At 71.4% G+C, this 18385-nt stretch carries 19 protein-coding genes and 1 riboswitch; of the genes, 10 read left to right on the top strand and 9 right to left on the bottom strand.

All coding sequences use genetic code 11. From position 1 onward, the window contains the following. Window positions 1-17 precede the first annotated feature (17 nt). Entirely contained in the window at window positions 18-374 is a 357-nt protein-coding gene (gene queD, locus BMZ47_RS05095; protein WP_007560611.1) for a 6-carboxytetrahydropterin synthase QueD, read from the top strand. Beyond that, window positions 364-1089 (top strand): 7-cyano-7-deazaguanine synthase QueC, encoded by a 726-nt coding sequence (gene queC, locus BMZ47_RS05090; protein WP_091859356.1) that lies wholly within the window; start codon window positions 364-366, stop codon window positions 1087-1089. The genes queD and queC overlap by 11 nt, the downstream gene beginning before the upstream one ends. On the opposite strand, the gene BMZ47_RS05085 is transcribed toward queC, so the two are convergent. Then, the gene (locus BMZ47_RS05085) at window positions 1070-1642 is read right to left on the bottom strand and encodes a TetR/AcrR family transcriptional regulator (RefSeq protein WP_091859353.1); all 573 of its coding nucleotides are present in this window, start codon (window positions 1640-1642) and stop codon (window positions 1070-1072) included. The two genes, queC and BMZ47_RS05085, sit on opposite strands and share 20 nt — an antisense overlap. 207 nt (window positions 1643-1849) lie before the next feature. Between BMZ47_RS05085 and BMZ47_RS05080 the strand changes: the two genes are divergently transcribed. The 4 genes from BMZ47_RS05080 to panB all read left to right on the top strand — a co-directional run bounded on the left by BMZ47_RS05080 (window position 1850) and on the right by panB (window position 5417). Beyond that, window positions 1850-2821, top strand: a complete 972-nt coding sequence (locus tag BMZ47_RS05080; protein WP_091859350.1) for a quinoprotein relay system zinc metallohydrolase 2 — start codon at window positions 1850-1852, stop codon at window positions 2819-2821. A gap of 41 nt (window positions 2822-2862) precedes the next feature. Next, window positions 2863-3681, top strand: coding sequence for a quinoprotein dehydrogenase-associated SoxYZ-like carrier (locus BMZ47_RS05075; protein ID WP_091859347.1), 819 nt, complete (start codon window positions 2863-2865; stop codon window positions 3679-3681). A gap of 2 nt (window positions 3682-3683) precedes the next feature. Then, window positions 3684-4280 (top strand): rhodanese-like domain-containing protein, encoded by a 597-nt coding sequence (locus BMZ47_RS05070; RefSeq protein ID WP_091859345.1) that lies wholly within the window; start codon window positions 3684-3686, stop codon window positions 4278-4280. 318 nt (window positions 4281-4598) lie between these two features. Then, window positions 4599-5417 carry a 3-methyl-2-oxobutanoate hydroxymethyltransferase gene (gene panB / locus BMZ47_RS05065; RefSeq protein WP_007560604.1) on the top strand — a complete coding sequence of 273 codons (819 nt, stop codon included), beginning with the start codon at window positions 4599-4601 and terminating at the stop codon, window positions 5415-5417. Here panB and BMZ47_RS05060 read toward each other — a convergent pair. After that, window positions 5408-6289, bottom strand: a complete 882-nt coding sequence (locus BMZ47_RS05060; RefSeq protein ID WP_208601012.1) for a LysR family transcriptional regulator — start codon at window positions 6287-6289, stop codon at window positions 5408-5410. The two genes, panB and BMZ47_RS05060, sit on opposite strands and share 10 nt — an antisense overlap. 77 nt (window positions 6290-6366) lie before the next feature. Here BMZ47_RS05060 and BMZ47_RS05055 point away from each other — a divergent pair, with 77 nt between their 5' ends. Next, the gene (locus tag BMZ47_RS05055; RefSeq protein WP_091859339.1) at window positions 6367-7587 is read left to right on the top strand and encodes a YbfB/YjiJ family MFS transporter; all 1221 of its coding nucleotides are present in this window, start codon (window positions 6367-6369) and stop codon (window positions 7585-7587) included. 26 nt (window positions 7588-7613) lie between these two features. Here BMZ47_RS05055 and BMZ47_RS05050 read toward each other — a convergent pair whose 3' ends face one another. Together BMZ47_RS05050 and BMZ47_RS05045 are read right to left on the bottom strand one after the other, a co-directional pair. Next, window positions 7614-9521: a tetratricopeptide repeat protein gene (locus tag BMZ47_RS05050; protein ID WP_091859336.1), complete on the bottom strand. Its 1908-nt coding sequence runs from the start codon at window positions 9519-9521 to the stop codon at window positions 7614-7616. Window positions 9522-9723: 202 nt separating this feature from the next. Then, the gene (locus BMZ47_RS05045; protein WP_091859333.1) at window positions 9724-10719 is read right to left on the bottom strand and encodes an NUDIX hydrolase; all 996 of its coding nucleotides are present in this window, start codon (window positions 10717-10719) and stop codon (window positions 9724-9726) included. 299 nt (window positions 10720-11018) lie between these two features. Between BMZ47_RS05045 and thiE the strand changes: the two genes are divergently transcribed. The 3 genes from thiE to BMZ47_RS05030 all read left to right on the top strand — a co-directional run bounded on the left by thiE (window position 11019) and on the right by BMZ47_RS05030 (window position 13265). After that, on the top strand, window positions 11019-11729 hold the full coding sequence (thiE, locus tag BMZ47_RS05040; RefSeq protein ID WP_007560597.1) for a thiamine phosphate synthase: 711 nt from the start codon (window positions 11019-11021) through the stop codon (window positions 11727-11729). Next, window positions 11726-12541, top strand: coding sequence for a bifunctional hydroxymethylpyrimidine kinase/phosphomethylpyrimidine kinase (thiD, locus tag BMZ47_RS05035; protein ID WP_091859330.1), 816 nt, complete (start codon window positions 11726-11728; stop codon window positions 12539-12541). Before thiE ends, thiD begins: the two co-directional genes overlap by 4 nt. Window positions 12542-12638: 97 nt before the next feature. After that, window positions 12639-13265 carry a helix-turn-helix domain-containing protein gene (locus BMZ47_RS05030; protein ID WP_050735790.1) on the top strand — a complete coding sequence of 209 codons (627 nt, stop codon included), beginning with the start codon at window positions 12639-12641 and terminating at the stop codon, window positions 13263-13265. Here BMZ47_RS05030 and BMZ47_RS05025 read toward each other — a convergent pair. The 5 genes from BMZ47_RS05025 to BMZ47_RS05005 form a co-directional block, all read right to left on the bottom strand. Continuing rightward, on the bottom strand, window positions 13240-14178 hold the full coding sequence (locus BMZ47_RS05025; RefSeq protein WP_091859327.1) for a homoserine O-succinyltransferase: 939 nt from the start codon (window positions 14176-14178) through the stop codon (window positions 13240-13242). The two genes, BMZ47_RS05030 and BMZ47_RS05025, sit on opposite strands and share 26 nt — an antisense overlap. A 38-nt stretch (window positions 14179-14216) precedes the next feature. After that, a riboswitch (SAM-I-IV-variant riboswitch) is annotated at window positions 14217-14322 on the bottom strand. Window positions 14323-14438: 116 nt separating this feature from the next. Further along, entirely contained in the window at window positions 14439-15410 is a 972-nt protein-coding gene (locus tag BMZ47_RS05020) for a helix-turn-helix domain-containing protein (protein ID WP_091859325.1), read from the bottom strand. Window positions 15411-15688: 278 nt separating this feature from the next. Beyond that, window positions 15689-16270 (bottom strand): ABC-type transport auxiliary lipoprotein family protein, encoded by a 582-nt coding sequence (locus BMZ47_RS05015; protein ID WP_007560591.1) that lies wholly within the window; start codon window positions 16268-16270, stop codon window positions 15689-15691. Between the two features lie 121 nt (window positions 16271-16391). Next, window positions 16392-17474 (bottom strand): MlaD family protein, encoded by a 1083-nt coding sequence (locus tag BMZ47_RS05010; RefSeq protein WP_007560589.1) that lies wholly within the window; start codon window positions 17472-17474, stop codon window positions 16392-16394. A gap of 98 nt (window positions 17475-17572) precedes the next feature. Further along, entirely contained in the window at window positions 17573-18382 is an 810-nt protein-coding gene (locus BMZ47_RS05005; protein WP_007560588.1) for an ABC transporter ATP-binding protein, read from the bottom strand. Between the last annotated feature and the right edge of the window lie 3 nt (window positions 18383-18385).

Here is an 18385-nt window from a genome sequence, read left to right as displayed (position 1 = left end):
TCGCTACGAAAAAAACGATGAACATCACCCAAGCCTTCACCTTCGAGGCGGCCCATCGGTTGCCGAACGTGCCCGCCACGCATCGCTGCCACCGGATGCACGGGCATTCCTACCGGGTCGAGCTCACCGTCTCCGGGCCCGTGGACCCGCATACGGGCTGGGTGATCGACTTCTACGACATCGAATCGATCTTCGGCCCGCTGCTGGCCCGGCTCGACCACCATTGCCTCAACGAGATCGAGGGGCTGGAGAACCCGACCGCGGAGAACATCGCGGCCTGGATCTGGCATCGCCTGCGGCCGGACCTGCCGGGGCTCGCCCGGGTGCGGGTCGCGGAGACGCCGATGTCCTGGGCCGAGTACGATGGCGACTGAAGCTGCGATCATCGGCGACCGCTCGGCGCTGGTGCTGTTCTCCGGCGGCCAGGATTCCGCCACCTGCCTCGCCTGGGCGCTCGACCGGTTCGACCATGTCGAGACCCTCGGGTTCGATTACGGCCAGCGCCACCGGGTCGAGCTCGAGCGCCGGGCGGTCCTGCGCGCCGGCATGGGCCGCATCGACCCGGCCTGGGCGACGCGCCTCGGCGCGGATCACACGGTCGCCCTCGACGCTTTGGGCAAAATCTCCGAGACGGCGCTGACCCGGGACGCCGAGATCGGCTTCGCCGAATCGGGCCTGCCCAACACCTTCGTGCCCGGCCGCAACCTCGTGTTCCTGACCTTCGCGGCGGCGCTCGCCTATCGGCGCGGGATCCGGCACGTGGTCGGCGGCATGTGCGAGACCGACTATTCCGGCTATCCGGATTGCCGGGACGACGCGATCAAGGCGCTGCAGGTCGCGCTCAACCTCGGCATGGAGCGCCGGTTCGTGCTGCACACGCCGCTGATGTGGCTCGACAAGGCGCAGACCTGGGGTCTCGCCGAGGATCTGGGCGGCCAGCCGCTGGTCGAGCTGATCGTCGAGGACAGCCACACCTGCTATCTCGGCGAGCGCGGCGCGCGCCACGCCTGGGGCTACGGCTGCGGCACCTGCCCGGCCTGCCGGCTGCGGGCGGACGGGTTCGCGCGGTTCACCGCCTCTGCGGCCTGAGACCGTCGACCAGCACCGCCAGCGTCCCCGAAAACGCCGCCGGGCTCGCGAACAGCCGCTCCATCAGCAGCGCCCCCTCCAGGGTGGCGATGACGTAGCGGGCGAGCACCGCGGGTTCAGGTCCGGACCGCACGCTGCCATCCGCCTGCCCCGCGCGCAGCACCGCCTCCAGCCAGGCGAGATGCCCCTCGAAGAACGTCGCGATGTCGTGGCGCAGCCGCTCGGGCAGGGCCTCGCCCTCGATGGCGAGCGCCGCGCACAGGCAGCCGAGCCCCTGCTCGACGCCGCCGAGATAGAGCTGTCCATAGGCCGCGATCCGCCCCGGGCCGTCCGGCACATCGGCGCGGATCGCCGCCAGGGCGGCGTCGTAGCGGTCGGCATAGGCCGCCACCAGGGCCGCACCGAGATCGACCTTGGTGGGGAAATGGTGGTGGATGCTCGCCTTGCGGATGCCCACCGCCTCGGCGAGGTCGGCGTAGCTGAACCCGGCAAAGCCGCGCCCCCGGACCAGGGTCTCGGCCTGATTCAGCAGCTCGGCGCGGGTGTCTCGCATCGCTCGGACATCGTCTCTGCGGCTCGCGCGAACGTGTGACCGCCCGGCGCCCGTTCCCCAACATGCCACTTGACCGCCCAAAGATCTACCTACTTAATGGTAGGCAATTGAAAGCCCTCGCAAGTCGCCCGCTGCGCCATCGCGCCCGGCGGGACACGCCCGGCCATCGGGCGTCTCGGGAGAGGCATAAAACAGGGAGGTTCCGGCATGACGGCATCCGCCGTCCATCCAGGCGAATCCGCCACCGCGGGCCGCACCCTGTCGCGGCGTCACGCCCTGTTCGCCGGCCTCTGCCTGTGCTGCCTGCCGACCCTGGGACGCGCCACCGAGAGCTTCACGATGGAGGAGGTCGGTCCCGGCATCTTCATGCGCCAGGGCCTGATCGCCGACGCCACCGCCGACAACGCCGACGCCATCGCCAATATCGGCTTCCTCATCGGCCGGGACGGCGTGCTCGTCACCGAGACCGGCGGCAGCCTCGCGGACGGCCAGTGGCTGCGGGCCGAGATCGCCAAGCGCACCAGCAAGCCGATCACCCATGTGGTGCTCACCCATGTCCACCCGGATCACGTTTTCGGGGCCGGGGCCTTCGTGCAGGACAAGCCGGTCTTCATCGGCCACGCCAAACTCGCCGAGGCCCTGGGTGCGCGGGGGGAATTCTACCGCCAGCGGCTGATCGAGCTGCTCGGCGAGGCGCGCACCGGGCCGGTGGTCTACCCGACCCTCAGCGTCGCCGACACCGCCGAGATCGACCTCGGCGACCGGCGCCTGACCTTCACGGCGCACGGGCCGGCCCATACCAGCTGCGACCTGTCGATGCGCGATTCCGGCAGCGGCCTGCTGTTCCCCGCCGACCTGCTGTTCGTGAACCGGATCCCGTCGCTGGACGGCAGCCTGCGGGGCTGGCTCAAGGAGATCGAGCGGCTGAAGGCCATGGGGGCGACCCGGGCGGTGCCGGGCCACGGGCCGGTCTCGGTCGATCTCGGCCCGGCGCTCGCCGACCTCTCCGGCTACCTGACGGCCCTGCGCGACGGCACCCGCGCGGCGATCGCCAAGGATGTCCCGATCGAGAAGGCGGTGGCCAGCGTCGCCCAGGACCAGCGGGACAAGTGGGCCCTGTTCGACACCTATAACGGCCGCAACGTCACCGTGGCCTACCAGGAACTCGAGTGGGAATAGTCTTTCGAGCCTCCATATTGAGACCAACCGGGAGAAACGCCATGACGCTCAAGACCGCCCACGCGGCAGCGCTCGCCCTCATCCTCGCCACCACCGCCCTGGCGGGCCCCGTCCGGGCCGCCGGCGCCTCCGATACCGAGCAGGAGCGGGCGGCGCGCTGGCAGGAGATCGCCAAGTCGATCTTCGGCGACCGCACCATCGAGAAGACCGACAGCCTGGTGAAGATCGACGCCCCCGCCCGGGCGCTCGACGCCGCCCTGGTGCCGATCACCCTGACCATGCCGCAGGGGGATCAGATCAAGGCGGTGTCGCTGGTGATCGACGACAACCCCGCCCCCTACGCGGCGCGGTTCGAGTTCGGCCCGGCCGCCGATCCGGCGGAGCTGAAGCTGCGGGTGCGGGTCAACAACTACACCGACATGCACGCCGTGGTGGAGACCCAGGACGGCAAGCTCTACGAGGCCAAGCAGTTCGTGAAGGCGTCCGGCGGCTGCTCGGCCCCGATGGGCATGAGCGACGAGGAAGCCATGAAGGGCATGGGCGACATGCGCATGAAGTTCGCCGAGACCCAGCCCGGCAAGCCCGTGGAGGCGACGCTGATGATCCGCCACCCGAACTTTTCCGGGATGCAGATGAACCAGGTCACCCGCGACTACACGCCGGCCCGCTACATCGACAAGCTCACCGTCTCGGCGGGCGACAAGAAGGTCTTCACCATGACGGGCGACATCTCGATCGCCTCGAACCCGGTGATCAACTTCGCGTTCAAGCCGGACGGCAAGCCGCTCCAGGTGGCGGCGAGCGACAATGCCGGGGGCAGCTGGCAGCACAGCTTCACCCCGCCGAGCCCGACGAACTGACCATGGCGCGCCTGACCCCGATCGGGCGGCTGGCGGCGGCTTTGGCCGCCGTTGGCTGCCTCGCCGCCGCCCCGGCGGATTCGCCCGTGAACGTGCCCGAGCCGGAGGGGCTCTATGCCGGCCCGCCCAAAGGCTACACCCCGCCAACGCTCAAAGGCGCCGCGGTGATCGACGCAGACGCGCTCGCCGCGCTGTTGGCGGGGCCGGACAAGCCGGTGCTGATCGACGTCGCCGCCCCCGACCGCAAGCCGTCGAACTTCCCCGAAGGCCGCCTCTGGCTGCCGGTGCATCCCTCGATCCCCGGCTCGGTCTGGCTGCCGCTCGCCGGAGCCGAGCCCATCGCCCCGGAGCGGGAAGCCCTGTTCTACGCCCGGGTCGCGGAGCTGACCGGCGGCGACACGGCCAAGCCCGTCGTGGTGTTCTGCCACGTCGAGTGCTGGGGCAGCTGGAACGCCGCCAAGCGCCTGGTGCGCAAGGGCTATACCGGCGTGCGCTGGTTCCCCGAGGGCGTCGAGGGCTGGCAGGAGAAGCACGAGACCGCGACCTTACGCGAGGACCCGGCCTGGAAGGCTGCGGCCGAACCCCAGGCGGGGCGCTGACCCGCGGGGCGGGGCGGTGTATGAGGCTGCCGAACGAGATGGGGCGTGCCCCGTCTCCTGTATGGGCTGAGTGAGGCACGCGCGTTTCCCTCCCCCCTTTGCGGGGGAGGGTGGCCCGCGAAGCGGGTCGGGAGAGGGGAGCGACGGTGCAGAATACGGCTGCGGCCTTCATGCCCGCTCTGCTCAATCCGGAGGCCGGGTTCCCCTCTCCCGACCCCTGCTGACGCAGGGGCCACCCTCCCCCGCGGAGGGGGGAGGGAAGCCGTGGTGTTTCAGGCGCCATCCCTCGACCCCGATGAGCCGAAAGAGGTCCGAACCATGTCGCAGGTCGTGCAGTCCCGCCGGCTCCGAGCCATCGACATCGGCAAGCGCAAGGCCGAGGGGCGCAAGATCATCGCCCTCACCGCCTACCACGCCCACACCGCCGGCATCGTCGATCCCTATTGCGACTTCATCCTGGTGGGCGACTCGCTCGGCATGGTGATGCACGGGATGGAATCGACCATTCCCGTCACCCTCGAGATGATGATCCTGCAGGCGCAGGCGGTGATCCGCGGCACCGCCAAGGCGCTGGTGGTGGTCGACATGCCGTTCGGCTCCTACGAGGCGAGCCGGGAGCAGGCCTTCCTCAACGCCTCCCGGGTGCTCAAGGAGACCGGGGCGGGGGCGATCAAGATGGAGGGCGGGGCCCATTTCGCCGAGACGGTGGCCTTCCTGGTCCAGCGCGGCGTGCCGGTGATGGGCCATATCGGCCTCACCCCGCAGGCGGTGAACACGATGGGCGGGTTCAAGGTCCAGGGGCGGGCGCCGGACGACGAGCGCCGCCTGCTGGAGGACGCGCGGGCGATCTCCGAGGCCGGCGCCTTCGCGATCGTGCTGGAGGGCATCGTCGAGCCGGTGGCGCGGGCCATCGCGACGTCCCCGCAGGTCACCGCCGCCACGATCGGCATCGGCGCCTCGGCTTTCTGCGACGGGCAGATCCTGGTGCTGGAGGACATGCTCGGCCTCTCCGAGAAGACGCCGAAATTCGTGCGCCAGTTCGGCTCGCTCCGGGCCCATATCGAGGACGCCGTGAAGGCCTATGCCGACGCGGTGCGGGCCGGGCGGTTCCCGGCGGACGATCACACCTACGGGTAGGGGCGGGACCTGCCCGGGGGCCGATCCACGATCTCGGTGGCCTCGGGCAGGAGCGCCATGAGGGCGCGCAGGGCCGGGCTGGCGTCCCCCGACCAGACCAGGCGGGTGCGGTTGCGGCGCAGGTGGAGCGGCAGCTTATGGCGCTCCACCGCCGTGCTCATCACCGCGTGGTCGAGCACCTCCGCCGGCACGATGGCGATGCCGGTGCCCGCCGCCACGCAGGCCACGATGGCGTGGTACGAGCTCATCTCCAGGACCCGGTCGTAGGACGCGCCCTCCTCGGCCAGCCACTCGATGAGGCGCTGGCGGTACGAGCAGCCATGCGGGAACGCCACCAGGGTCCGCAGGCCGGTCCCGGGCGCGGTCCGGCCGGTGATCAGCACCAGTTCCTCGTCGAAGGCCGGCACCGACGACAGGCTCGCGCGATCGAACGGCTCGGAGACGAAGGCCGCCTCGATCTCGAAGCGCTCCAGCTGCCGGAGCATGGCCCGGGTCGTGCCGGTCTGCAGCTCGATCGTGACGTCGGGGAATTGCGCGTGGAAGGCCGACAGGATCGGCGGCAGCCGCGCCCCCGCCGCGCTCTCCAGAGAGCCCAGCCGCAGGACGCCGCGGACCACGCCGCTGCGCAGTTCCTGCTCGGCCAGATCGGCCATCCGCAGCAGCACCTCGGCATGGCCCAGGAGGGTGCGCCCGGCCTCGGTGAGGGTCAGGCTGCGGCCCTCGCGGCGGAACAGGGCCACACCCAGCCGCGCCTCGAACTGCTTGATCCGGGTCGTCACGTTGGACGGGACCCGGTGCAGCATCGCCGCCGCCCGCGTGACCCCGCCCTCCCGGACCACGCAGCGGAAGATATCGAGGTCGTCAAGATCCATCGTTCTCATCTGGAGAAACGTACGTCACAAAAATTCATTTTCCAAGAATGGCCGGCGGGTGTTCAAAGGGTGTCGCCATGAGCACGCTCCCGCACGCCCCGACCGATTCGGAACGCCCGCCCTGGCCGGTCGTCGCCAGCGGCCTCGTCGCCCTGGCGGTCGCCATGGGCATCGGGCGCTTCGCGTTCACGCCCCTGATGCCGCTGATGATGCGCGACGGCACCCTCACGGCCGCCGCGGGGGCGGAATGGGCCGCGGCGAACTACGGCGGGTATCTGGTCGGCGCCCTGACGGCCTCGTGGTTCGCCGGCAATCCGCGGCGAGGGCTGCTCCTGAGCCTGGTTGGCGTGGCGCTCACCACGGTGGCGATGGCGGCGGTCGGCCACGACGCGCCGGCCGCTCTCGGGGCCGGGCTGCGGGCCCTGGCCGGCGTGTTCAGCGCCTGGGCCCTGGTCTGTGCCAGCGGCTGGTGCCTGGCCGAGCTCGCCCGGCGCCGGGTCGGCGCGCTCGGCGCCTGGATCTATACCGGCGTCGGCTCAGGCATCGCGCTCGCCGGCACGCTGGCCTGGCTCGGCGGGATCCAGCCGGCGTCCCGGCTGTGGCTCGAGCTGGGGCTGGTCGCCGGGCTCGGCGCCCTGCTGGTCTGGTCCCTGTCCCGGGGGCAGGGTACGGAAGCGGCCGGGATCGGGGAGCGCGAGGCCGCCGCCGTCGTCCGGCGCCCCCGGAACGGCCAGGCGGCCCTGGTCCTGTGCTACGGCGTCTTCGGGTTCGGCTACATCGTGCCGGCGACGTTCCTGCCCGCCATGGCCCGCGAGCTGGCCTCCGACCCAAAGGTGTTCGGCCTGACCTGGCCGCTGTTCGGCCTCGCCGCCGCGCTGTCGGTCGCGGCCGTGGCCCGCTGGTCGAAGCGCGTGCCGCGCCAGCGCCTCTGGGCGGCGGCGCAGGGCGTCATGGCGCTCGGCACCGGCCTGCCCCTGGCCGCCCACGCCCTCTGGGCGGTCGCGGCCTCGGCGATCCTGGTGGGCGGCACCTTCATGGTCGCCACCATGGCGGGCCTGCAGCTCGCCCGCGAGGCGCGGCCCGACAACCCGACGCCGCTCCTCGCCCGCATGACCGCCGCCTTCGCGGCCGGGCAGATCGTCGGCCCGGTTCTGGTGCGTCTCCTCGGCCCCGGCCGCCGGGCCGGCTGGGACGCGCTGGACTGCACCGGCGCCGTCGCCACCGTGCTGCTGGTGCTCACGGCTCTGTGGTTGTGGCGCGCCGCGCGGCCCTCACCCGAGAGCCTGATGCCCGCCTGACGCTCCGGCATCCCCGGTCTGGCCCCTCATTGCTCCGGCAGCCCCGCGCGCCGGAGCCCGTCATAGATCCGCTCGCGCTGGGCGAGGAAGGTCGGGTCCGTGGAGGTCAGGCTACGGTAGCGGGCGAGGCTGTAGCCGGGCCGGAGCCTGAGAAACTCGGCCAGGGACGCCCGGGCCTCCTCGTCGCGGTCGAGCCGCGCGAAGGCGCAGGCGAGATAGAGATGGGGGAAGTCGAAGAGCGGGTTCACGGCCGCCGCCCGGCGCAGCGGCTCGATCGCCTCCTGATCCTGCCCGAGATGGAGCTTCGCCAACCCGTCCCGCGCCAGCCAGGCGCCGAGCAGCGGATCGCGTGGGCTGAGGCGGATCGCGGCCGCGATGTCGGCCTCCGTCCGCTCGGCCCGGCCCAGGAAGATCTGGATCAGCCCGCGATAGGCGTAGGCCCGCGCGAAGCTGGGATTCAGGGTCAGCACCCGGTCGAAGGCGGCGAGCGCCTCCGCGTAGCGGGAGCGGGCGCGCAGGGTCTCGCCGCGCAGGTAATGGGCGAACGGATGCGTCGGGTCGCCCTGCAGCACGGAGGCGATGGCCTGCTCGGCCGTATCGAGATCCGCCGTCCGCTCCGTCGTCCAGCCGTTCAGCACCCCGTCGACCAGCACCTCGGCGAGACCGAGCCGCGCATCGGTGTTCATCGGGTCGAGGCCGAGCGCGCGCTCGAACAGGGGTCGGGCCTGGGCGTGATTGTCCCGCGCGAAGGGCCGGTTGAGCAGCGCCTGGCCGCGCATGACCAGATCCACCGCGTCGGCCGGCTGCCCGGCCCGGGCGTGGGTCGCGGCCTCCAGCAGGCGCACGCCGAGCGCCCGGCCGACCTGCGCGACGAGGACGTCCTGGGCGGCCCCGACCGCCGCGCGCGGCCCGTCGTAGCGGTCCGCCCAGAGGGAGGCGCCGGTCTCGACATCGGTGAGCTGCACGGCGAAGCGGACCTGCTCGGCGCTCTGCCGCAGGCTCCCCTGCACGACGTAGCGCACGCCGAGCTCGCGCCCGATCGCCCGCGGCTCGGCCTGCCGCCCCCGGTAGGATTGGGCGGTGCCGTGCGCGATGACGAAGGTGCCCGGTGCGCGGGCGAGGTCGGCGGAGAGATCCTCGGCGAGCTGCTCGGCGAGGTAATCCTGGTCCGCGTCGCCGCTCTGGTTCGTGAGCGGCAGGACGACGAGCGACAGCCGGGGGCGCACGGTCGGCTCGCGGAGCTCGGCCGCCCGCTCGGATCCGGCGAGGTACGGCCAGGCGACGGCCAGTCCTGCCGCGCCCGCGGCCAGCACCGCCGCGGCGCTGAGCGTCGGCCGGAGGGCTGCCCGGGCCCGGCGGACCTGGACGGCGCGCGACGTCCGCCCGTCCGGCGGGGGCACGGCATAGACCCGCAAGGGTCGCGCGATGTTCTTCAGCCGCTGCGGGCCGAGATCGAGGAACCGGATCTCGGGAAGGCCGCGCACCTGGAGATAAGCGGCTTCCGAGAGCCGCAACGCACCGGGATCGGCGGCGGCCTGCAGGCGCGCGGCGATGTTGACGCCGTCTCCGAAAATATCCCCGCCATGGACCATGATGTCGCCGAGATGGATCCCGATGCGCAGGCGGAACCGCCCGGCATCGCCCTCGGCCTCGGCGAGCGCCTGCTGGATCGCGACGGCGCAGCAGACGGCGTCCGTCACGGAGGCGAACTCGGCCAGCACGCTGTCCCCGGCCGTGTTCGCGATCCGCCCGCGCCGCGCCAGGATGAGGCGGTCGACGACCTCCCGCATGGCCTGGAGCGCCCGCATGGCGCCGCTCTCGTCGGCATGCATGGCCTTGGAATAGCCGGCAATGTCGGCGGCGAAGATCGCGGCCAGCCGGCGTTCCGGAACCGACCATTCCACGGCGCTCGACCGTTTGGCGTTCTGGCTCATTGCGATCCGTTCGCGACCCGACCGCCCGGGATGCTGTTCGCGCCGAAGACTGTATCGAATGCAGCCGCGCAAGTCTTGACCCTGGATGGCCGAGAATCGCAGCGCTCCAGACTACTATTCGGCCTTATGGGAATATTCAATAACAGGATTGCTTATCGGGGGCGGAGTGCAGCGTCGCGTCGCCCGGCGGGACGGGCCCGCCTTACCCCACGCGCCGCGACGGCAGCCGCAGCCCCGGGGCCGGCCGCTCCAGCAGGACTTCCCGCCGGAAGCGCACCAGCCGCGCCGGCCGGCCGGCGGTGCCGCTGGTGAGGGCTTCGGTCTCCTCAACGAGCCCCTGCTGGGCCACGAGGCGCCGGAAGTTCTGCTTGTGCAGCTGGGTGCCCGACAGCGCCTCGACGGTGCGCTGGAGCTGGAGCAGGGTGAAGGCCGGGGGCATCAGCTCGAACACCACCGGGCGATACTTGATCTTGCCGCGCAGGCGGCTGATCGCGGTCGCCAGGACCCGGCGGTGGTCGAAGGCCATGGGCACGCCGGTCGGGTCGTTCGGCACCGCCGGCCCGGCATTGCCCCGCGCTTCCGGGATCAGGCCGGCCTCGAACAGCAATTCGTAGCGCTCGAGCACGCGCTCCTCGTTCCAGGTGCCGCCGTTCATCCCGAAGGTGAGGCCCAGACGGTCGTGGCGGCGGGTGCGGATCGCGCAATCCGTGGGCTCGGCCGCCCAGGCCGCGAGCCGCGCCTCGATCGCGTCGAGCTGGGGCGGGCGGCCGTTGCGGAAATCCTCGTACGGGAGGTAGCGGTACCAATTCTGCCACGCCGCCTCGGCGAGGCCGGCCGGGCGCTCCTCGCGGACCAGGGCGAGATAGGCCACCGAGAGCGCGTGCGCCTCCGGCGCCTCCTCCCCGCCGGAGCGGTCGCGGTCGCCGAAGGTGTAGAGCTGCTCGACATAGCCGAGGCGCTGGTGGGTCTGGCGCTCCACCCAGGCGCGCAGGCCGCGCTCCAGGGTGGCGTGCTCGGGCACGAGCGGCCCGGCCGGCAGGCCGTCGCCGCGGCCCGGAGCCTGGTCCGGCACCCGGATGGTCAGGGCGCGCGGCTCGCCCTTGGTCGCCGCGACGATCACAGCGACGAGGCCCACGGAGGAGCGCTCCGGCAGGGCCTGTGCCCCGCCCGCACCCGTCTGCGCCTCACCGACCGTCATCGTCCCTCGAACGCCTCCGCCGCCGGGCGCGGAATCCCGGATCGGATGAGCCCCTATAGGGGCACAGGATCGTGGCGCGTCAACGCGGCGGTGTGATCCGGTTTCCGGGTCCGGACCCGTCGTCTCCGCGCGCAACGGGATCCCGGCCGATGGACTGGGCAGCGGGGGCCGCCAGGCAGACGCGATCCGGGGGGCGGCCAGTCCGGCGGCGCGCTTGCCAACGCGACCGCGGCTGCCCAAACAGGGCCGCCCGAGAGGTGCCGGCGCGGGGCCGGTCGGGGCGGGGGCAGGCGACCACGATGGCAGCGAGCGCGATCTCCGCGACGGCCGGGAGCCGGCCCGTCGATCTGCGGCTCTACGGTCTCCTCGATGTTGGCGTCTGCGGCGCGGACGGCGACCATCTGGCCCGGCTCGCCGCCGATGCGGTGACGGGCGGCGCGACCCTGCTCCAGTACCGCGAGAAGGACATTCCGGATGCCCGCGCGGCGCTCGCGCGGATCCGGGCGATCCAGGCCGCCGTCGGCGGGCGGGTGCCGGTGCTGGTCAACGACCGGGTCGACCTCGCCCTCGCGGCGGGCGCGGACGGCGTCCATCTCGGCCAGAGCGACCTCCACCCGGCCGAGGCGCGCCGCCTCCTGGGGGAGGGGGCGATCATCGGGCTGACCGTGAAGACCGCCGCCCAGGCCGACGAGCTGTACCGGCTCCCGGTCGACTACGCCTGTATCGGCGGCGTCTTCGCCACGACCAGCAAGGACAATCCCGACCCGCCGGTCGGCCTCGACGGCTTCGCTCGCATCGCCTTCCGGGCCCGGCTCGCCCGGGGCGCGAGCCTGCCGCTCGGCGCCATCGCGGGGATCGGCCTGCACAACGCCGCCGACGTGATCGGCGCCGGGGCGGACGGCGTCGCGGTGATCACCGCCCTGTTCGGGACGGAACCGGTGCGGCAGCGCGCCCGGGAGCTGCGCGCGGCCATCGACGCGGCCCTGGCGGCGCGGGGCGCCGCCCGATGAGCGCCGCCAGCCCCATCGCGGTCACCATCGCGGGCTCGGATTCCGGGGGCGGGGCCGGCATCCAGGCCGACCTCAAGACCTTCTCGGCCCTCGGCGTCTACGGCGCCAGCGTGATCACCGCGCTCACCGCCCAGAACACACGGGGGGTCCAGGGCATCCACGACGTGCCGGCCGCGTTCGTGGCCCAACAGATCGACAGCGTCTTCTCCGACCTCGCGGTCGACGCCGTGAAGATCGGCATGCTGTCGCAGATCGCGGTGATCGACGCGGTCGCCGACGGGCTGGCGCGGCAGGCCGGGACGATCCCGGTGGTCCTCGACCCCGTGATGGTCGCCACCAGCGGCGACCGGCTGATCTCGGAGGACGCCGTGACGGCGCTCCGGGACAGGCTGCTGACGCGCGCCGACCTGATCACGCCCAACCTGCCGGAGGCGGCGGTGCTGCTCGGCGAGGCCTTGGCCGAGGACGAGGCCGGCGCGGCGTCCCAGGCCCGGCGGCTGGTGGCTTTGGGCGCCCGCGCCGTGCTGATCAAGGGCGGCCACGGGCACGGCGCCATGAGCGTCGATCACCTCGTGACCGCCGACGGTCACGCGCAGACCTTCGCGGCGCCGCGGCTCACCACGCAGAACACCCACGGCACCGGCTGCACCCTCTCCTCGGCGATCGCGGCGGGTCTCGCCCGGGGCCTGGAGCTGCCGGCGGCGGTGACGCTGGCCAAGGATTACCTGACGGCGGCCCTCAACGCCGCGGACCGGCTGGCGATCGGCTCCGGCCACGGCCCGGTCCACCACTTTCACGCGATCTGGCCCTGACTTCAGGGGGGTGGCCGCCTTGCGCCCGGGCGGCGATTGCGTTTGAAGAAGCGCACGATCGTTCGGATAACGGAACGGCCTAGGTGGACCGGTGACGATGCAGGATCAGGCGGAACGGCCCGACAGGGCGCGCGGACGCGACCTGCTGACCGGGGCGCAGGTGCTCTCCGGCCAGCTCGGCAAGACGATCCAGCGCCTGCGCAAGGCCTACAACCTCTCGCTGTCGGAGCTCGCCGAGCAATCGGGCGTGGCGAAATCGATCATCAGCCAGATCGAGCGCAACGAGACCAACCCGACGCTGGCGACGATCTGGCGCCTCTCCCAGGCCCTCGACGTGTCGATCGACCGGGTCCTGGCGGCCGGCGACGAGGAGCCGTTCATCGAGAAGACCTCCCGGGCGGATACGCCGATCCTGGTCTCGGAGGACGGCAAGGTCCGGCTGGCGATCATCGGCTGGATCAAGACGATCGAGTGGCTGCAATGGTACGAGGTCACGGCCGATCTCGGCGGCGTCCTCGATTCGGACCCGCACCAGCGCGGCTCGGTCGAATCGCTCTCGGTCGCCGAGGGCGCGTTCGAGGTCGAGATCGGCGGCAGCGTGCAGCGGGCCCGGGCCGGCGAGACCCTGCGCTACCGCTGCGACCGCCCCCACCTCGTGCGCTGCATCGAAGGCCCCGCCCGGGCCACCATGGTGGTGATCATGAAGGCGGCCGTGATGGAGTGAGGCTCTCGGCCTCACCGATCCGGGCCGGGTCGAACGGCGTCGTCCGATAGATCTCGCTGATCCAGTTGCCGAACAGCAGGTGCGCGTGGCTCCGCCAGGAATTGCGCGGCGGCTTCGACGGATCGTCGTCGGGGAAGTAATGGGCCGGCACCGCGGCGCCGGCATCGCGGATGTACTCGTCGGCGAGCGTGGCCGTATCGTATTCCAGGTGATTGAACATGTGGAGCGACCGGCGCTCCGGATCGCTTAGGAGGCACAGGCCGGTCTCCGGGCTGTCGGCCAGGATGGACAGGCCGCTTCCCTCCGGGATGTCCTCCCGGCGCACCTCCGTCCAGCGGGAAACCGGGACGCAGAACTCGTCCGAGAAGCCGCGCAGATAGGGTGAGGCCGGGGCGTTATTCCGGTGGCGGAACACGCCGAACGCCTTGTGCGGCAGCGTCCGCTTCGGGATTCCGTAGAAATGGTAGACGGCCGCCTGCGCCGCCCAGCAGATCGTCAGGCAGCTATGGACGTTCGAGCGCGTCCAGTCGAACACGCGACACAGCTCGGCCCAGTATCGCACCGCCTCGAAGGGCAGCCGCTCGACCGGGGCTCCCGTGACGATGAACCCGTCGAACCGCTCCTCCCGGACATCGCTCCAGGGCCGATAGAACGCATCCATGTGTTCGGCGGGGGTGTTGCGGGCGACATGGTCGGTCATCCGGACCAGGGTCAGCTCGACCTGGAGCGGGCTCGAACCGAGCAGGCGGGCGACCTGCGTCTCGGTGCTGATCTTGTTGGGCATCAGGTTGAGCAGGCCGATCCGCAGCGGCCGGATGTCCTGACGGACCGCGTCGGTCTCGCGCATCACCACGACGCCTTCGGCCTCCAGGGCGCGGGCTGCGGGGAGATCGTCGGGGATCTTGATCGGCACGGTGCGTCGTCCCTGTCTTCCGGGGCCGACCTCCGTGGCTTGATCCGCTTGGTTGCCGGCTCGGCCACATCCTCCTTGCGGAGCGCCACCTTGCCCGGATCGGCAGGTTGGCGTCGGGTGTCGGCCCGACTCTTGATGTGCGACCAGGATTACCGAGACGGCTCAGGTTGTTCAAGGGCCGGCTCGCAGCCGATCGCGGATTCACGGTGCCTACGGGCGGCCCCGATCGGCACCGTGACGGAGCGATCCCGTTCCGGCGCCTAGCAGGCGACCGCCTCCGACAGCGCGCGGTGGCGATAGTCGCGCGGGCTCAGGCCGTAGCGCTCCTTGAAGCGGCGGGAGAAATGAGCTTGGCTGGCGAAGCCGCACGCATAGGCCAGGGTGCCGAGCGGCATGTGGAGATATCCGGGATCGGCCAGGCGGTTGGCCGCAACGCTCAGGCGGCGGTGCCAGATCCAGTCGGAGATGTGCTGTCCGCGCTCGTGGAACAGCTCCTGAAGGCGCCGCAGCGACACGCCGGTCGCGGCCGCGAGGTGGGGCGGATCCAGCGTCTGGTCGTGGAGGTTGGCCTCGATATAGGCCTTGGCGCGCTGGACCACGACGCTGCCGTGAACCGGCCGGGGCACCTCCTGCGCCATGCGCTCGGCCAGGCTGGCGACGACGAGATCGATTCCCACACCGACCATGCGCTCGGCCACGTGAGCGGGCAGCCGGTTCCCCTCGCGCAGGAGGTTGGACAGGAACGAGCGGGTCAGGGTCGTGACCGGCAACTCGCCGCCGACGGTCAGGCCGGCGAAGATCCGGGCGGGACCCAGCACGCCCTCCAGCCGCTCGCGCGGGATCGCGATGGCCAGCACCTCGCTGTAGCCGTTGTGCTCGATCGTCCAGGGCGTGTTCGTGTCCCGGATCGCGAAATCGCCGGCCGTGTCCGTGCTCGATCGATCGTTCTGGTCCGAGCGCACGGTGCCGGTCAGCACCATGCTCATGAAGAGATGATCGGTCTTGTGATTTTCGTGCCGGAGCGTCCGCGGTGTCGTCGCCGCGCGAAGATTGCGCAGCGCGAACTTCGTGAAGTCCAGACCGCCGATACTGACGCCGTCGATCGTCGCGTCGAACGGCTCCTCGCCCAGGCAGTTCTGTGCCATCGGGACGAGGCGATCTTCGCAAACATCCCGCCAGCTGCGAAACCGATCTTTCGGTAAAACCCCGTCCGTCGAGAAGATGGTCTGCATCGCGGCCGCCCTATGGCCGCGATTGTTGCAACCTGCAACCATAAAGTTTGCAAAGTACACATGTGCACAATCGGAGGCAGAGGTTTGGCCGGCCTGCCGCGTGCCCCGCGCGTTCCGGCGCACTCACCTGACGTGCTTCCCTATGAGCGGCCGGGACCATCGATTCGCGGCGCGCGTCCCTCAGATTGATCGGCGGCGCGGGCCGACGCCTCGCGCCGCCGACCTCAGCCGGCGCGCCGGCTTCCGGAGGTGAGGTCCCTTGTCTTCGCGCGGAGCCCTCAGCGCCCGGTATTCACCCAGCGCACCACGTCGGCCAGCACGGTGGTCAGCGCCTGATCGAGGGCGCGGGCGCCGTTGCCGGCGTCGATCTTGGCCACCGGGACGCGGGCGGTGAAGATCCGGGCGGCGGTCACCTTGCCGGTACCGTCGGCCACGAGCTTCAGCGAGAGGTCGACCACCGCTTCCCCGGTCGTCGCCTGGATGTCGAAGGCGCGGATCTCGCTGATCAGCTGGTAATCGGCCACGACCTTGTCGCCGGGCCGGCTGACCGAGCGGAGCCGGCCGGAATTCTCCAGGCTCTGGAGGAGGCGGGTCTGGATCAGCCGCGGCAGCCGGTCGGCCCATTGGCCGCCGCCCAGGAAGGCGAGGGCGCCGCCCGATTCGCGCACGATGATCCGGTCGGCCTCGAAGGGCTGGATGCCCACCGGCTCCGAGACCGCGATGGAGCGGCCGGCCGAGACCGGTCGCCCGGCCGAGGGCAAAGCCGCGAGATCGAAGGTCAGCGGTGCCGCGCCGCCACCGCAGCCGCCCAGCAGGGCAGCGAGCAAGGCGGCGGCGAGGAGGTGGGACGAGCGGGCCATACGCACAACCTGAGAAACCCCGCCGGCGAGCGGCAGAGCTGTATAAGCTATGCCGCAGAAACTATCCCTGGCCTGTATCCGTGCCGTGCGCCGGAACACATCGACCCGGCAGCGGACGATTTCAGCGGCCGCCGTTGTATTCGGGCAACGACGGCTTGCCGCCGAAGATCACCTGGCTCGGGTCGCGCTCCAGGCTGCGCACGGTCCGGTTCAGGGTGTTCAGGGTGCGCTGGCCGTCCCCGGACAGGGCCTCCACCTCCCGGCGGCCGGTGCCGCTGAGCCGGCCGAAATTGGTCGACATGCTGGCGGTGCGCTTGTCGAGATTCTCCGACATGGTGCGGAACGCCTTGCCGGCGTCGCGCACCGAGACCGCGGCGGCCCGGATCTCCGCGAAGGTGCTGGAGCCCTCCTGGCCGGCGGCGGAGCCGAGGAAGCTCTGGGCACCGTTGAGCACCCCGTCGATCTTGTCGGCCGAGGCGTTGAGCTTGGCCGCCAGGGAGCGGGCATCGTGCACCGCCCCCTCGATGTCGGGGCTCGACTTGGACAGGGCGGCCGAGAACCGGTCGGCATTGTCGATCACGTGGCCGAGCTTCACCCCGTCCACCGCCTTGACCAGGGTCGCGATGTTGGGGCCGACATCGGCGAGCGTCTTCGAGAAGGACTCGACATTGGTGAGCGCGCGATTGATCGCGCCCTCGTTGCCGGCCACGATCCGGTCCAGCCGGGCCAGCATGTCGTCGGCCCGCTGCGCCACCTGGCGGGCGAGCGCCATCATGTCCTGCATGTCGGAGGAATCGGCGAAGATCGTCGGCGGCTCGCCATTGGCCATGGGCGTGAGCACCGGCGCGTCGGCGTTGCCGCCCGACAGGGAGATCACCGAGACGCCGGTCAGCATCGCCGAATCGAGGCGCGCGCGGGTATCGGCCCGGAGCGGCGTCGAGGGATCGACCTTGATCTGGGCCAGCACCCGGCGGGGATCCTGCGGGGCGAGGCGGATATCGGTGACCTCGCCGACCTTGATGCCGTTGAAGTTCACGCTGGATCCGCGGGAGAGGCCGCCGACCGAGCCGGAGAACACGATGCGGACGGTCTGGCTGACCTGCCGCGACGAGCCGCCGGAGAGCCACAGCACGGTGCCGAAGCCCGCCAGGATGACGGCGAGGGTGAAGGCCCCGATGAGGGCGTAGTTCGCGCGGGTTTCCATGCGGTCAGCCTGCGGTTCCGCTCGGCGAACAGGATCGGGCCGAGCTGCGGGTCCACGGTCCCGGGCGGGACCGGGACGGGATCAGGGGGAAGGGACGGTCAGGCATGCGCCGGCACGCCGGTGGTGAGGGCGCGGGCGCGCTTGCCGTGGAAATACGAGCGCAACCAGGGATGGTCGCTCGCCAGCATCTCCTCGATCGTGCCGGCGGCGATGATCTGGCCGTCGCCGAGCGCCGCGATGCGGTCGCAGGCGGTGTAGAGGCTGTCGAGGTCGTGGGTGACCATGAACACGGTCAGGCCCAGCGTCTCCTTCAGGGTGGAGACGAGGTCGTCGAACTCGCCCGCGCCGATCGGGTCGAGCCCCGAGGTCGGCTCGTCCAGGAACAGGATCTCGGGATCGAGCGCCAGGGAGCGGGCGAGGGCCGCGCGCTTGATCATGCCGCCGGACAGCTCCGAGGGCAGCTTGTCGGCGGCGTCCGGCTTCAGGCCGACCATCTCGATCTTGAGCCGGGCGAACTCGTCGAGCAGGCGCTCGGACAGGTTCAGGTGCTCGCGCATCGGCACCTGAATGTTCTGCTTGACGGTGAGCGCCGAGAACAGGGCGCCCTGCTGGAACAGCACGCCCCAGCGCTGCTCCATGCGGCGGCGCTCGGCATAGGTCATGCCGTCGACGTCGCGGCCGAACACCTCGATCGTGCCCGCGCGCTTGGGCGTGAGGCCGAGGATCGTCCGGGTGAGCACCGACTTGCCCTGGCCCGAGGGCCCGACGAAGCCCATGATCTCGCCGGCCCGGATGTCGAGGTTCAGACCTTTCAGGATGTTGCGGTCCCGGAAGCCGACCACGAGGTCGCGCACCCGGATGATGGGCGCGGGGCCGGCTTCGGTCTCGGGCATGGCGGGGGCGATCATCAG

Origin of the sequence: Methylobacterium brachiatum (assembly GCF_900113845.1) — a bacterium.
Classification (GTDB): Bacteria; Pseudomonadota; Alphaproteobacteria; order Rhizobiales; family Beijerinckiaceae; genus Methylobacterium; species Methylobacterium brachiatum.
The sequence above is the reverse complement of the archived record's forward strand: the minus strand, read 5'-3'. Positions and strand labels throughout refer to the sequence as shown.